The organism is Streptomyces sp. NPDC048565, from assembly GCF_040650935.1.
Lineage (GTDB): Bacteria > Actinomycetota > Actinomycetes > Streptomycetales > Streptomycetaceae > Streptomyces.
The window spans coordinates 29,958-45,489 of sequence record NZ_JBEZIH010000038.1; the positions used below are offsets into that span (position 1 = coordinate 29,958).

Annotated in this window: 9 protein-coding genes and 3 pseudogenes; 9 read left to right on the forward strand and 3 right to left on the reverse strand. The window is 69.6% G+C overall.

The features are described 5' to 3' along the window. Nucleotides 1-72 precede the first annotated feature (72 nt). Nucleotides 73-2,652 carry a SpoIIE family protein phosphatase gene (locus AB0C75_RS33120; protein WP_362895848.1) on the forward strand — a complete coding sequence of 860 codons (2,580 nt, stop codon included), beginning with the start codon at nt 73-75 and terminating at the stop codon, nt 2,650-2,652. A 148-nt stretch (nt 2,653-2,800) separates the two neighbouring features. On the opposite strand, the pseudogene AB0C75_RS33125 reads toward AB0C75_RS33120, so the two are convergent. From AB0C75_RS33125 to AB0C75_RS33135, 3 pseudogenes are all read right to left on the reverse strand, one after another. Continuing rightward, a pseudogene (locus AB0C75_RS33125) lies at nt 2,801-2,974 on the reverse strand (PspA/IM30 family protein); the annotation flags it as partial. A gap of 11 nt (nt 2,975-2,985) precedes the next feature. Next, nucleotides 2,986-3,663: pseudogene (locus tag AB0C75_RS33130) on the reverse strand (TPM domain-containing protein); the annotation flags it as partial. A 215-nt stretch (nt 3,664-3,878) separates the two neighbouring features. Beyond that, nucleotides 3,879-4,051, reverse strand: a pseudogene (locus tag AB0C75_RS33135) (family 1 glycosylhydrolase); the annotation flags it as partial. A 146-nt stretch (nt 4,052-4,197) separates the two neighbouring features. Here AB0C75_RS33135 and AB0C75_RS33140 point away from each other — a divergent pair. The 8 genes from AB0C75_RS33140 (at nt 4,198) to AB0C75_RS33175 (ending at nt 15,531) form a co-directional block, all read left to right on the forward strand. Next, the gene (locus AB0C75_RS33140) at nt 4,198-4,674 is read left to right on the forward strand and encodes a MarR family winged helix-turn-helix transcriptional regulator (RefSeq protein WP_362895797.1); all 477 of its coding nucleotides are present in this window, start codon (nt 4,198-4,200) and stop codon (nt 4,672-4,674) included. Nucleotides 4,675-4,682: 8 nt separating this feature from the next. Beyond that, nucleotides 4,683-6,134, forward strand: coding sequence for an MFS transporter (locus AB0C75_RS33145; protein WP_362895799.1), 1,452 nt, complete (start codon nt 4,683-4,685; stop codon nt 6,132-6,134). Between the two features lie 83 nt (nt 6,135-6,217). After that, complete coding sequence (locus AB0C75_RS33150; RefSeq protein WP_362895801.1) at nt 6,218-6,769, forward strand: isochorismatase family protein; 552 nt, start codon at nt 6,218-6,220, stop codon at nt 6,767-6,769. Between the two features lie 213 nt (nt 6,770-6,982). Continuing rightward, nucleotides 6,983-9,262 carry an ABC transporter family substrate-binding protein gene (locus AB0C75_RS33155; RefSeq protein WP_362895803.1) on the forward strand — a complete coding sequence of 760 codons (2,280 nt, stop codon included), beginning with the start codon at nt 6,983-6,985 and terminating at the stop codon, nt 9,260-9,262. A gap of 335 nt (nt 9,263-9,597) precedes the next feature. Beyond that, on the forward strand, nt 9,598-11,472 hold the full coding sequence (gene typA, locus AB0C75_RS33160) for a translational GTPase TypA (protein ID WP_362895805.1): 1,875 nt from the start codon (nt 9,598-9,600) through the stop codon (nt 11,470-11,472). A 442-nt stretch (nt 11,473-11,914) separates the two neighbouring features. Beyond that, nucleotides 11,915-13,543, forward strand: coding sequence for an ABC transporter substrate-binding protein (locus AB0C75_RS33165; RefSeq protein WP_362895807.1), 1,629 nt, complete (start codon nt 11,915-11,917; stop codon nt 13,541-13,543). Between the two features lie 121 nt (nt 13,544-13,664). Then, nucleotides 13,665-14,594, forward strand: a complete 930-nt coding sequence (locus AB0C75_RS33170) for an ABC transporter permease (protein WP_362895809.1) — start codon at nt 13,665-13,667, stop codon at nt 14,592-14,594. Then, on the forward strand, nt 14,587-15,531 hold the full coding sequence (locus tag AB0C75_RS33175; RefSeq protein ID WP_362895811.1) for an ABC transporter permease: 945 nt from the start codon (nt 14,587-14,589) through the stop codon (nt 15,529-15,531). Before AB0C75_RS33170 ends, AB0C75_RS33175 begins: the two co-directional genes overlap by 8 nt. The last annotated feature ends 1 nt before the right edge of the window (nt 15,532 follow it).

Sequence of the window (15,532 nt, forward strand, 5' to 3'; positions counted from 1 at the left end):
CAGGACCGGTCCGGTGTGTGAGCTGGAGGGGACGGTCGCGTGAGCGAGATACCTGGGACGGCGGGCGACGTCATGTGGCAGAGCAGTCCGCCCGGCTCGATATATGACCACATCAGGGTCGCGTCGTTCTCGATCGGGCCCGACGGGCTGATCGAGCAGTGGAGCAGGCGCGCCGCGAGTCTCTTCGGCATGGCCTCGGCCGAGGTCGTGGGCAAGGACCCGGTGGAGGCGTTCATGCCCGCCGAGCTGCGCCCGGACGCCCACAGGCGGGTCGGCGAGATCCTGGACGGCAAGGAGTGGACGGGCCTCGTCCCGTTCCGGATGCCGGGCGAGAACGCGGTCCGCGGACTCGCCGAGATCTATGTCATGCCGAGCGAGACGGAGACGGGTGAGCGCGCCGCGCTCTGTATCGCCGTCGATGTCGGAGCCCTGCGCCGTGTGGAGACCGATCTCGCCGCCTCGCAGGCGATTTTCGGCCAATCTCCCTTCGGCTTCGTCCTCTTCGGTACGGACTTCACCGTCGTGCGGGCCAACAAGCGGTTCGCCACCGTCTTCGGCGGCGAGGCCGACGACCACCGCGGCCGCACGGTGGACGACTACCTGCCCCGCCCGGAGGCCGAACGCCTCACCGGCACGCTCAAGCGCGTCCTGGAGACCGGTGACTCCGTCACCGACCTCCAACTCGTCGGCACCCCGCCCGGCACCACGGCCCGGCGCCACTGGTCCATGAACCTCTACCGGGTGCACAGCGGCGGCGGGCGCCCCGTCGGCATCGCCGGACTTGCCACCGACGTCACCCAACGGCACATCGCCGCCCGCGAGGCGGCCAGCGCCCGACGCAATCTCGCCCTGCTCAACGAGGCCAGCGCACGCATCGGCAACTCCCTCGACCTGGAGACCACCGCCAGGGAACTGCTCGACGTCGCCGTGCCCGGCTTCTGCGACCTCGCGACCGTCGACCTCTACCAGGGACTGCTCACCGGCGAGGAGGCCTCGCCCGCCAGCTGGGGCGGGCACCACCAGGAGTCCGGCACCGGATCGGCGGAGCTGCGCAGGGTCGCCCACGCCAGCGCCGTGTCCGACGCCCTGCCCGGTGTCCTCTCCGGCGGTGCGGGGAGCGGTGCGGAGGCCGACGGGGACACCGGGCCGCCCGAGCTCGGCTCGGTGCACCGCTACCCGTTCCACTCGCCCTGCGCCGTCGCCCTGCGCACCGGCCGCGTCGAGGCCGTGCCCGGCGACGAACGCGGCTTCGTCCACTCCACCCTCGCCGTTCCGATGGTCGCGCACGACGTCGTCGTCGGCCTCGTCCAGTTCTCCCGTACCAAGGGCAGCGAGTCCTTCGGCGAGCGGGACCGGGCGCTGGCCACCGAGCTCGCCGCCCGCGCCGCGGTCTGCATCGACAACGCCCGCCTCTACCGCCGGGAGCACGAGCGGGCGCTCATCCTCCAGCGCAGCCTGCTCCCGCCCGGCGACCCCGAGGCGGCGGGTCTGGACATCGCCTGCCGCTACCTTCCGGGCAACACGGCCACGGAGGTCGGCGGCGACTGGTTCGACGTGATCGAACTCCCCGGTCACCGCACGGCCCTGGTCGTCGGCGATGTGATGGGCCGTGGGCTGCGGGCCGCCGTCGCCATGGGTGAACTGCGCACCGCAGTACGCACGCTGGCCCTTCTGGACCTGGAACCCGCCGAGGTGCTCTCCGCCCTCGACGAGGTGGCCCGTGGCCTCGGCACCCCGGGCGGCGGCGAGCGGAGCGACGGCTTCGGCGGGGGCGGCGGCGCCCAGTGGCCCTCGCGCGTCGCCCACAAGTCACGCGAGGCGGACCTCTCCGAGGTGTATCTGGCGACCTGCGTGTACGCGGTGTACGACCCGGTCACCCGGCGCTGCACCTTCGCCAACGCAGGTCATCTGCCCCCGGTGGTGGCCGAACCCGGCGAGCCGGCCCTGCTCCTGGACGTACCGCCGGGGATGCCGCTCGGCGTCGGCGGCGAACCCTTCGAGGAGGTCGAGGTGGAGCTCAAGGAGGGTGCCCTCCTCGCCCTGTACACCGATGGGCTCGTAGAGTCCCGCGACCATCCGCTCGACGAGGGCCTCGACGCCTTCAGGGAGGCGCTCGCCGATCCCTCGCACCCCCTCGAAGACGTCTGCGACCACGTGCTGAGTACCCTCGACACCCGGCACGGCGAGGACGACATCGCCCTGCTGATGGCCCGTATCCAGGGGCTCGCCCCGGACGCGGTCGGCGACTGGCGGCTGCCGCGTGAGCTCCGCTCGGTGGCCCGCGCCCGTGAGCTGGCCCGTGATCAGCTCACCGCCTGGGACCTGGACGACCTGGTGGACACCACCGAACTGCTCGTCAGCGAGCTCGTCACCAACGCCCTGCGCTACGGCGAGGGTGAGATCAGGCTCAGGCTGCTCCGCGACCGTACGCTCGTCTGCGAGGTGTGGGACGCGGGCCTCGTCCAGCCGAGGCGCCGGCGCGCACGCGACACCGACGAGGGCGGGCGCGGGCTGCAACTGGTCGGGCTGCTCAGCGCGGCCTGGGGCTCGCGGCGCACCCCGCGCGGCAAGACGGTCTGGTTCGAGCTGGCGCTGCCCGACGGAGCGCCCGCCCCCGAGCTCTCCGTGGAGCAGCTGCTGAGCATGTACTGACGGGGCGCACCCCCGTCATGAAGCGCACCCCGTCACGAAGCGCATCTCCGTCATGAAGCGCACCCCGTCACGAAGCGGACTTCGGAGCGGCGAGCCTGGCCTCGATCTCCGCGCTCTCCCCGAGGCTGTCCAGCTGCTCGAACCGGGAGTCGAGGCCCGACTTCAGCTTGTCCATCACCACCGTCCGCGAGGCGATCGTGGGCTCTGCGGTCTGCGCCTCCTGCTCCGCACGCAGCCGGCGCCCCAGCGCCACCTCGGCGAGGTTGTCGAACCTGTCGGCCTCGGCCCCCGACGACCCGGCGCGCAGCTCGTCCTCCCGCCGCCCGCGGCGGGAGCCGCCGGAGTCGTACGCGTGACCGTGCGCCGTCTGCGCCTGGCGAAGGTGAAGACGGCGACGGTGCCCGCCACGACGACGAGCGCCAGGGGCAGGATCAGACCGGCGGACGAGCCGCCGGGGCCGCCGGAACCGCTCCCGGGATCCGCGACGCCAGAGGTGACGGCCGGCGTTGGGACCGGGTCGCCCGAGAGCACAGCGGCGTAGCCGTCGGCGGCGCCGATCGCGGCTCCGGCCCAGTCGTTCTGCCGGAGGGCCGGCCCGATCGCCGTGTTCGCCACGTCCCGGAGCTGGGCGTCGGTGAGGCGTGCTCCCCGGTCGACGGAGCAGGCGTACTGCCGGTCGTGCGTGGCCACGGCCAGCAGCACGTCGTCCTGGCCGAGGCCGTTGCGGTTCGCGGTCTCGTCGGCCCAGGTCCGGGCGCCCCGGCCGGAGAAGTCACGGACGTACGCCACGTACAGCTGGACCTGATGCGCGTCGAACAAGCGGTCGAGGGCGGCTTCGGTCTGCCGCTCGCGGTCACCGAGCGCGTCCACCGTGTCGGTGACCTGCCCTTCACGTGACAGCGTGATGGGGTCGTCGGCCCGGGCGGTGCCCCTATCGCCCGGCAGGGCGATCCAGAGCGCCGCTGCCAGGGCGGCGACGAGGACCCTGCCGGGTATCGAGGGCCGGGACATCCCGGTACGGCTCGCGGGCGGCGTCACATTTCGGAGGCTATGTCCGCCCATAGCCACCCGCGACCCGGCGCCGGTGGTTATGGGCGGGGCGGTGCGGGGCGGTCGGAAGCCGTCGCCCGGTCAGGTGGCGACGGCTCCAGGTCCGCAGGGACCGTTCGGGCGGTCCCTGTTCCTGGGCCGGTCTCAGCCGGCGGTGGGGCGGGCCCGGGCCGGTCTCAGCCGGCGGTGGCGCGGGGCTGCTCGCGGGTGCGGCCGAGGGCGCCCAGCCACTCCAGGCCAGGTAGCCCTGGACGTTCAGCCCGTTCTCGATCGCGGCGGTCACCTCGTCCAGCGCGCCCGCGTAGTAGGCGACGCGGCGGGTGTCGTCGGAGGTCGCGATGCCTGGATCGCGGCTCCGTCGGCGGGCAGCAGCGGACCTGCCCGGTGAGCCTCATCTCGGCCTCGCGGTCCGCCCCCGCCCGCTCTCCGCCGACTTTGCCGAACAATAGACAGGCTTCCTTGCAAGATGCCCTGTCCATCTTTAGCGTGGAGAGCATGTCCGGAACATCCGAGAATCCCGGGAGCACAGCCCCGCAAGGCCCCGTCGACCCGACGGCCGAGCGCGTGGCGACGGATCTCGCGGCCGTGGTCGGCCGTCTGCTCAGGCGGCTGCGGAGCTCATCGGCGGACAGTCTGCTCACCCCCTCCCAGCGCTCGGTCCTCGCCAGGCTTGAGGACGGCGGTCCGGCCACCACGGCGGCGCTGGCCAGGGCCGAGCTGGTGCGCCCCCAGTCGATGCGGCTGACCCTCGGCGCGCTGGAGAGTCAGGGATGCGTCACCCGCGCCCCCGATCCGGCGGACGGCCGCAAGTCGGTCGTGTCGGTCACGGAGCGGGGGAGCGCTGTTCTGGCCTCGGTGCGGGCCGCCAAGCGCGGCTGGCTGGCCGACGCGATCACCGGCGAACTGGACGGAGCGGAGCGCCGTACGCTCGCCGAGGCCGTCGACCTCATCGCCCGTCTGGTCGACAAGTGACCCGTGACATGAGGGCCCTACCCACCGGCGTGCCGCCGGTGCAACCCGGGCCCGCAGCCCTGCCCGCCGGACCGGGGGCTGCGGCAGGGCCAGGGGCAGGACCCCGCCCCGGATTCAGCGCGCGGCTCACCGCACCACTGCTGATGGGCTCCCTGCTCAACCCGCTCAACACCACGATGATCTCCACGGCCCTGGTGTCCATCGGGCACACCTTCGCCATCGGCGCCGCCGACACCGCCTGGCTGATCTCCGTCCTCTACCTCGCCAGCGCCGTCGCCCAGCCGGTACTCGGCAAGCTCGCCGACACCCTCGGCCCGCGCAGGGTCTTCCTGGCCGGCCTGATCGTCGTGGTCGTGTCCGGTCTTGTCGGCACGCTGGCCCCCGGCTTCGGCACGCTGATCGTCTCCCGGTTGCTGCTCGGCATCGGCACGTCGGCCGCCTACCCGGCCGCCATGGCCGTCCTGCGCGACGAGTCGCGACGCCTCGGCCGCCCCACTCCGCGCCCCGTGCTCGCCAGGCTCTCCTTCGCCGCCCTGGGCAGCGCCGCCGTCGGCCCCGCGCTCGGCGGGCTGCTCGTGTCGCTCGTCGGCTGGCGCGGCATCTTCGCGGTCAACGTGCCGGTCGCGCTGCTCGCCTTCGGCGCCGCGCTGCTCTGGGTCCCGGCCGACCCGCCGCGCGAGCGGGCCGCCGACGGAAGCACGCCGAAGCTCTCGCTCGACCCGCTGGGCATCGGCCTGTTCACCACCGCGCTGACGGTGCTGGTCTTCTTCCTGCTCGACCTCGCCCACCCGCAGTGGTGGCTGCTCGCCCCCTTCGCGGTGCTGACGGCGGTCCTGGTGCGCTGGCAGCTGCGCACTCCGCAGCCGTTCATAGACATCAGAATGCTCGCGGGCAACGGCCCCCTGGCGCGCACGTACGCACGCCACGGCCTCAGCTATCTGCTGATCTACTGCGTCATGTACGGCTACACGCAGTGGCTCGAGGAGGCCCGCGGCTTCTCCGCGGGGCACGCCGGGCTGCTGATGCTGCCGATGTCGGTCACCGCACTCGTCTGTTCGCTGGTCGGTGCCCGGACGAAGGGCCTTCGCGCCCCGCTGACGGTGGCGTGTCTCCTGCTCACCGTCGGCGCCGGAATCCTGGTGTTCCTCTCCGGCGACACCCCGCTCGCCGTCCTGCTGCTCGCCGGAGCGTGCTTCGGCGTCCCGCAGGGACTCATCGGCACGAGCAACCAGGCGGCCGTCCAGGCCTACGCGCCCCCCGGGAACATCGGGGCCGCCGCCGGGCTCCAGCGCACCGCCCAGTACATCGGGGCCATCACGGCGTCCAGCCTGATCGCCCTGGCCTACGCCGACGCGGCGAGCGACTCGGGACTGCACCTCATGGCGGCGGTCTCCGTCGTCCTGGCCGTCCTGCTGACCGTCCTGACCCTCACCGACCGCGCCCTGCGCGCCCGCACCTGAACCCGTCCGCACGCCGCACAGCAGCAGCGGCACCAGCACCAGCAACAGCAACAGCAACAGCAACAGCAACAAGGAGCACGCACATGACCGCCACCGTCCTGGACCCCCGGACCGCACTCGTCGTCGTCGACCTGCAGAAGGGCATCGTCGGCCTCCCGACCGCCCACCCGACCGCGGCCGTCGTCGCCCGCTCGGTGACCCTCGCCGACGCCTTCCGCGCCAAGGACCTCCCGGTCTTCCTTGTCCGTGTGACAGGCGGCGCCCCCGGGCGCAACGAGGGTCGCGCCCCCGCCGGCAAGCCCGCAGCGGACTGGGCCGAGATCGTGCCCGAGCTGGGTCCGCTCGACAGCGACATCGTCATCACCAAGCAGCAGTGGGGCGCCTTCCACGGCACCGCGCTCGACCTCGAACTGCGCCGCCGCGGCATCACGCAGGTCGTGGTCACCGGAGTCGCCACCAGCATCGGCGTCGAGTCCACCGCCCGAGCGGCGCACGAGCACGGCTACCACGTCACCGTCGCCACGGACGCCGTCACCGACATGGACGCCGAGGCCCACCGCAACAGCATCGAGAAGATCTTCCCGAGGCTCGGCGAGACCGACACCGCCGAGGCGATCGTCAAGCTCCTGGGCTGACCGACCGTGGCCGGGCCGTCCTGTCCGTCCCGGCCGCAGGGGCCGCACGGGTGACTTCTGCCGCCCTGCCGGCCGTGTCTGCCTCCCTCCCGCGCGTGCAGGTGCTTTCAGTGGATAAGCGAATCAGTCTGATCAACTGCAAATGCCACCAGAAAGCATCATCCGGCCCATTCCGGTACGGGATGGACCGGGCCGGCCCCGGAGGTATCAGCCATGGCCCACCTCGGCGTCCCACGCGGGACGGCCCGAAAGCGCCGCTCGGTCGCGCTCCTGGCGACAGGTGTGCTCACGATCCCGGCGCTGGCGGGCTGCAGCTCGGACAGTGACGGACCCACCGCGGTGGCCGTCCCGCAGGACATCGCCCCGGTCTCCCGGGACCGGGTGGCCGACGGCTCCACCCTCAACTGGGCGATCGACGCGGTCCCCGCCACCCTCAACGCCTTCCAGGCCGACGCCGACCAGGCCACCAGCCGCATCACCGGCGCCCTGCTCCCCTCCCTCTTCCCGCTGGACGCGCGCGGGGAGCCCAAGCTCAACCCCGACTATCTGGAGTCGGCGAAGGTCATCGAGCAGGAGCCCAGGCAGGTCGTCCTCTACAAGCTCAACCAGCAGGCCGTGTGGAGCGACGGCCGGGAGATCGGGGCCCCCGACTTCGTCGCCCAGTGGCGCGCCCTGAGCGGCAAGGACTCGGCCTTCTGGACCGCGCGCAACGCGGGCTACGAGCGGATCGAGAAGATCGAACGCGGCAAGGACGACCTCCAGGTCCGGGTCACCTTCGCGAAGCCGTACGCGGACTGGCGCTCGCTCTTCTCGCCGCTGTACCCGAAGGAGGTGACCGGTTCGCCCGGCACCTTCAACGACGGCGCCAGGGCCACCCTGAAGAACACCGCGGGACCGTTCAGGCTGCGCAGTGTCAACAAGGACAAGGGGACGGTCGTGCTCGACCGGAACCCGCGCTGGTGGGGCAACGAGGCCAAGCTGAAGTCCCTGGTCTTCCGCGCCGTCGACCCCAAGGACCGCACCGACGCGCTGACCGACGGCACGGTGGACATCGCCGACATCGACGCCCCGACGGCGAACAGCGTCGCCCAGGCGGCCCGCTACAGCAGCGGGAACGGCCAGCCGCCCGCCCACGGCCCGGGAGCCGACATCACCCCGGCCGCCGCCCTGCGGTCCTGGGCCGTGGCCCACGGCTCGGACGAGGACGCGGCCGAGGCGGCGCAGGCCGCACGCGAAAAGAACCGGAAGGCCGTCGCGGTGTACGCCGCCGAGCAGAAGGCGCTGCGCGGTTTCGCCGTACGCAAGTCCCTTGAGCCCGCCTACACACAGCTCGCGCTGAACGGTGAGTCCGGGCCCCTCTCCGACGACCGGGTACGGCGCGCCATCGCCCGCACCCTGGACCGCCAGGAGCTCGCCGACGCGGTGCTGAAGCCGCTCGGCCTGCCCGCGCAGCCGCCCGGCAGCCACCTCGCCCTGGCCGGGCAGCCCGGGTACAAGGACGGCAGCGGCGCGCTCGGTGACCAGGACCCCAAGGAGGCGCAGGCGCTGCTGGCCGACGCCGGATGGACGCCGGGCGGCGCCCGCGAGGCCGCGGACACCAAGGCGGGCAGCGAGGCGGACAAGAAGGCCGACGACGAGAAGGCCGAGGACAAGGCGGCCGACAAGAAGGCCGACGACGAGAAGGCCGAGGACAAGGCGGCCGACAAGAAGGCCGGGGAGAAGAAGGCGGCCGAGAAGAAGGACGCCGAGGAGGACGACAAGGCCTCGCGCGACGAGGGGCTGTACATCGTCGGCGACGACAAGCCGGGTGACCGCCCCGACGACGGCGCCGGAGTCACCGGCCAGGACAAGCCGGGCGGCGCCGCAGCAGGCGCCTACGCCCCCGCCGGCACGCCCGCACCGGCCCCCGCAGCGGCCAGGGCGCGTCTCGGCAAGGCCGGCAAGCCGCTGACCCTCCGCTTCGTCCTGCCCTCGGGCCCCGGATCGCAGCCGCTGCGCACCGTCGGGGAGAAGATCGCCGCGATGCTGGACTCGATCGGCATCAGCACACAGATCACCAAGGTCGACGACGAGAGCTACTTCAAGGACCACATCGCCTCGGGCGACTACGACATGGCGCTGTACTCCTGGCCCGCCACCGCCTACCCGGCGACCGACGGCCGGCCGATCTTCGCCAAGCCCGAGCCCGCCACCGACGGCTCGCTGCTCGTCGAGCAGAACTACACCCGGGTCGGCTCGGACCACATCGACCAGCTGTTCGACCGGGCGGTCTCCGAGCTCGACGCCAACGCCTCCAGGGACCTCCTGAAGCAGGCCGACGCCCGGATCTGGGCCGCGGCGGGATCGATTCCGCTGTATCAGAGGCCACAGTTGGTCGCCGTCGACAAGAAACTGGCGAACATCGGCGCCTTCGGCTTCGCCGCACCCCGCTACGAGGACATCGGATTCACCGGGGCACAAGCGGCAGGTTCCCCCGCGAATCGGAAGAAGTAGCAGGTCAAGGCCACATTCAAAGCTCAGATACAGCTCAAGTCCCTTGCCCGCCGGAGTCCCCGGCGGGCAAGGTGGTGTCTGCCCAGACCCGGGCCGCTCGTCCTCCCACACCCCCTTGCCGTCCAGCCGTTCACCGGCTGGACGATGGCGTAATACCGGCAAAATACCGGGCGAATCCTTGTCGCTTCCCCGCCCTGGGGATCGGGCCGGGAAGCCCAGGACCCATCGGGCCCGTACCATTGACCTAGCCGTGGCGTGCCGCCCGGCGGGCGTACGAGGACTCGAGACCGACTGAGACGCCTGATCCCACGATCCGAGAGAAGCGCAAGCCACCCATGCCCACGCGCCACGACATCCGTAACGTAGCCATCGTCGCCCACGTCGACCACGGCAAGACCACGCTGGTCGACGCCATGCTCAAGCAGGCGGGCGCCTTCGCTGCCCACGCCGCCGAGAACCTCGACGAACGCATGATGGACTCGAACGACCTGGAGCGTGAGAAGGGCATCACGATCCTGGCCAAGAACACGGCCGTGAAGTACCACCCGAAGGATGGCGGCGACGTCATCACCATCAACATCATCGACACCCCCGGTCACGCCGACTTCGGCGGCGAGGTCGAGCGCGGTCTGTCGATGGTGGACGCGGTCGTCCTGCTCGTGGACGCCTCCGAGGGGCCGCTCCCGCAGACGCGCTTCGTGCTCCGCAAGGCGCTCGACGCCAAGCTGCCGGTCATCCTCTGTGTGAACAAGACGGACCGTCCCGACTCCCGGATCGCCGAGATCGTCGACGAGACCTACGACCTCTTCCTGGACCTCGACGCCGACGAGGACCAGATCGAGTTCCCCATCGTCTACGCGTGCGCCCGTGACGGCGTCGCCTCGCTGACCAAGCCCGAGGACGGCACCGTCCCGCAGGACAGCGACAGCCTGGAGCCGTTCTTCAGCACGATCCTGTCCGCGGTTCCCGCGCCCGAGTACGACGAGGACGCCCCGCTCCAGGCCCACGTCACCAACCTGGACGCCGACAACTTCCTCGGCCGTATCGCGCTGTGCCGCGTCGAGCAGGGCGAGCTGCGCAAGGGCCAGACGGTCACCTGGATCAAGCGCGACGGTACGCAGTCCAACGTGCGCATCACCGAGCTGCTGATGACCGAGGCGCTCACCCGTAAGCCCGCCGAGAAGGCGGGCCCCGGCGACATCTGCGCCATCGCCGGTATCCCGGACATCATGATCGGCGAGACCCTGGCCGACCCCGAGAACCCGATCGCGCTGCCGCTGATCACGGTGGACGAGCCGGCCATCTCGATGACCATCGGCGCCAACACCTCGCCGCTCGTCGGCAAGGGCGGCAAGGGTCACAAGGTCACCGCCCGGCAGATCAAGGACCGTCTGGACCGCGAGCTGGTCGGTAACGTCTCGCTCCGTGTCCTGGACACCGAGCGCCCCGACGCCTGGGAGGTGCAGGGCCGTGGTGAGCTGGCGCTCGCCATCCTGGTCGAGCAGATGCGCCGCGAGGGCTTCGAGCTGACGGTCGGAAAGCCGGAGGTCGTCACCAAGCAGATCGACGGCAAGACGCACGAGCCGATCGAGCGCATGACCATCGACTGCCCCGAGGAGCACCTCGGCGCCATCACGCAGCTCATGGCGACCCGTAAGGGCCGTATGGAGACGATGACGAACCACGGTTCGGGCTGGGTCCGCATGGAGTGGATCGTGCCCTCCCGCGGCCTCATCGGCTTCCGTACGGAGTTCCTGACCCAGACCCGTGGCACGGGTATCGCGCACTCCATCTTCGAGGGCCACGAGCCGTGGTTCGGCGAGCTGCGCACCCGTCACAACGGCTCGCTGGTGGCGGACCGTGCGGGCGTCGTGACGCCGTTCGCGATGGTCAACCTCCAGGAGCGCGGTGTCATCTTCACGGAGGCCACCACGGAGGTCTACGAGGGCATGATCATCGGCGAGAACTCGCGCGCCGACGACATGGACGTGAACATCACCAAGGAGAAGAAGCTCACCAACATGCGTGCGGCGTCCGCGGACACCACGGAGAACGTGGTGCCGGCCCGCAAGCTGTCGCTGGAGCAGTCCCTGGAGTTCTGCCGCGACGACGAGTGCATCGAGGTGACCCCGGAGACCGTGCGCATCCGTAAGGTCGTCCTGGACCAGAAGCAGCGCGGCCGCTCGGCCTCGCGCGCGAAGAACGGCTGACCTGGCGCGTACGGCACGCCTGGGCACGCGAACGGCCAGAACGAGCCATTGACATGAGGCCTGGACCCCCGCAGACACTGTGGGGGTCCAGGCCTTTCGTCAACCGTTTTTTCCGACCGAGGTGTCCGTATATCGTGCGTCGCTCTCCGGAACATGTGTTAACGGTCCGTTTCGGGGGTGTCTGTCTGGGATCACTTTGTCCGGATTTCGGGCAACCACGGCTTCTCGATGTTGTCAAACCGATACCCTTTAAGTGTGGTTTACAGCCCGGTGTTACTTAATAGTTGGCTCCATTGAGCTCGGGTCAATGGGTCGGCGCACTGTGGGGAGTGCGGACTCACGAGCACACTCGGGGCACTGCAAACGATCGCCGTCAGGGGTGTCGGTGGATCTCTACAGTGCCCCTCTTGTAGTCAAAAGTGGACTCATGAGGAGGAAACCCATGCGCGGTGCCAAGAGCGCCAAGTGGGTCGCGGGAGCGGCAATCATCGCCCTGGCCGCGACCGCCTGTGGCGGGGGCGACAGTGACGACAGCAACAGCGGCGCCTCGACGGAGAAGGGCAAGCCCGCGGGCTACGTCTCCGTCGACGTCGGCGAGCCGCAGAAGCCCCTGATCCCGGCCGACACCAACGAGCAGCTCGGGAGCTACGTCGTCCAGGCGCTGTTCACCCAGCTGCTCGAGTTCGACTCCAAGGGCGAGATCGTCTACACGAACGCGGAGTCCGTGAAGTCGGACGACAACAAGACGTGGACGGTGAAGCTCAAGCCCGGCTGGAAGTTCCACGACGGCACCCCGGTCACGTCCGAGTCCTACATCAAGGCGTGGAACTGGTACGCCAACATCAAGAACAACCAGCAGAACGCCTTCTGGTTCGAGGACATCAAGGGCTACGAGGACGTCCACCCCGCCAAGGGTGACCCCAAGGGCCAGGAGATGTCCGGTCTGAAGGCCGTGGACGACACCACCTTCACGATCGAGCTCGACAAGCAGGTCCCGTACTTCGAGTACAAGCTCGGCTACTACACCTTCGCCCCGCTGCCCGAGGTGTTCTACAAGGACACCAAGGCCTTCGGTCAGGCGCCGGTCGGCAACGGCCCCTACTCCTTCGAGAAGTGGGACCACAAGAAGCTCATCCGGGTCAAGGCCAACCCTGACTACAAGGGTCCGAACAAGGCCAAGAACAAGGGCATCCTGTTCAAGAACTACGCGACCGTCGAGGCCGCGTACCAGGACCTCCTCTCCGGCAACCTGGACATGATCCGCCAGGTCGGCCCGAAGGACCTCCCGAAGTACCAGACGGACCTCGGCGACCGTGTGATCGACGAGCCGTACGCGGCCGTCCAGTCGATCGTCCCGACGTTCTACTCGAAGACCTTCAAGGACATCGACCCGAAGGTCATCCAGGGTCTGTCCATGGGTATCGACCGCGAGACGATCACCAAGACCGTCCTCAACGGCACCCGCGAGCCCTCCACCAGCTTCACGCCTCCGGGCGTCGCCGGTAACCAGAAGCTGGACACCGACGTGCTCACCTTCGACCCGGCCAAGGCCAAGAAGATGGTCAAGGACAACGGTGGCGTCCCGGGCAACAAGCTCTGGATCCAGTACAACGCCGACGGTGGCCACAAGGAGTGGGTGACCGCTGTCTGCGAGTCCATCCGCAACTCCACCGGGGTCGACTGCATCCCGGACGCCAAGCCGGACTTCCAGACCGACCTGGAAGCGCGTGACAACGACGAGGTCAAGTCGATGTACCGCGGCGGCTGGGTCGCCGACTACCCGCTGAACGTCAACTTCATGCGGGAGCTGTACGGCACCACCGCCGAGGCCAACAACGGCCGGTTCTCGGACAAGGACGTCGACGCCGCCTTCAAGAAGGGCGACAACGCCGACACCCTGGACGACTCGATCAAGGCGTACCAGGACGCGGAGAAGCTGCTTCTCCAGAAGATGCCGGCGATCCCGCTCTGGGACTACAAGATCAACGGTGGCTACGGCAAGTCCGTGGAGAACGTCGGGATCGACTACCGCGGCGACTACGTCATGACCGACGTGACCGTCAAGAAGTAACACTCGCCTGAGGGCCCCCACTCGGCCATCAGCCGCCCACACAGGCAGTAGGCCCCGGGGGGCCGCTCTCCGTGCCCGGAGAGCGGCCCTTCGGGCTGCTTTATCCCTTTCGGAGGCAAACATGGGGCGTTATGTCGCACGGCGACTGCTCCAGATGATCCCGGTCTTCCTCGGATCAACCTTGCTGATCTTCGCCATGATGTACGCGCTGCCCGGCGACCCCGTGCGCGCGCTCGCCGGCGAACAGACCGTCGACCCGGCACAGATCCAGGCCATGAAGGAGAAGCTGGGCCTCGACCTGCCGCTGTGGCATCAGTACTGGAACTACCTCTCCGGTCTCTTCCAGGGTGATTTCGGCACCCAGATCGCCAGCGGGCGACCGGTCGCCGACATCATCTCGGAAGCGTTCCCGGTCACGATACGACTGGCGCTGTTCGCCTTCATCTTCACGGTCGTCGTCGGTATCACCATGGGCGTCTTCGCCGGCCTGAAGGCCGACACCTTCCGCGACCGCGGACTGCTCCTGCTGACGCTGCTGCTCATCTCGGTGCCGTCGTTCGTGCTCGGCTTCCTCGGCCAGTACTTCTTCGCCTTCCAGCTCGGCTGGGTCGATCCCAACGTGAGCGCGGAAGCGAACTGGGGCGAGTTGTTCCTGCCCGCTGTCGTCCTCGGGTCGTTGTCGCTCGCCTATGTGGCGCGACTGACCCGTACGTCGGTGGCGGAGAACCTGCGCTCCGACTACATGCGCACCGCTGTGGCCAAGGGCCTGCCGCGGCGCCGCGTCGTCGGTGTCCACCTGATGCGCAACTCGATGATCCCGGTGGTCACCTTCCTCGGCACCGACCTGGGCGCACTGCTCGGCGGCGCCGTCATCACCGAGGGCATCTTCAACGTCAAGGGCGTCGGTTTCACCGTCTTCGACGCGCTCAAGCACCGCGAGGGGGCCACCGTGGTCGGCATCGTGACGCTGATCGTCATCGTCTACCTCGCCACCAGCCTGCTCGTCGACCTGCTCTACGCGGTCCTGGACCCGAGGATCCGTTATGCCTGAGACGCTCAAGAAAACCACCGGGGCCGAGACCGAGGAGGCCACGGCCGCGGTCTCCGCCACCCCGAACGTCGGCAAGCCCCGCAGTCTCTGGTCGGACGCCTGGCACGACCTCCGGCGCAGCCCGCTGTTCGTCGTCTCCGCGATTCTGATCGTCTTCCTGATCGTGATGGCGGTCTTCCCCGGCCTGTTCACCGGTGCGGACCCGCGCTACGCGGACCTGGCCAACCACTACCTCCAGAAGCCCAAGTGGGGGAACTTCTTCCAGGAGGACTGGTTCGGTTACGACGTCCAGGGTCGCTCGATCTACGCGCGAGTCGTCTACGGCGCCCGTGCCTCGATCATGGTCGCCGTGATCGTCACCGTCCTCGTCACGATCCTGGGCGCGGTGGTGGGCATGCTCGCCGGCTACTTCGGCGGCTGGATCGACACCATCCTGTCCCGGGTCACCGACATCTTCTTCGGTGTGCCCTTCATCCTCGGCGCGATGGTCATCCTGACGTCGTTCGAGGAGCGCAAGGTCTGGGTCGTCATCCTGGCTCTGGCCTTTCTCGGGTGGACCCAGATCGCCCGTGTCGCACGCGGCTCGGTCCTGACGATCAAGCAGGCGGACTACGTGATGGCGGCCAAGGCGCTCGGCGCCTCGACCAGCCGCATCCTGCTCCGTCACATCCTGCCCAACGCGATGGCCCCGGTGATCGTGGTCGCCACCATCGCGCTCGGCGGTTACATCTCGGCCGAGGCCTCGCTGTCCTTCCTGGGCATCGGACTCGCCGAGCCGACCGTGTCGTGGGGTGTCGACATCTCCTCCGGCCAGGAGCAGCTGCGTAACGCCGCGTTCGTCCTGATCATTCCGTCGGTCATGGTGTCGATCACCGTCCTGGCGTTCATCATGCTCGGCGATGCGGTACGCAACGCCCTCGATCCCAAGCTGCGCTGAG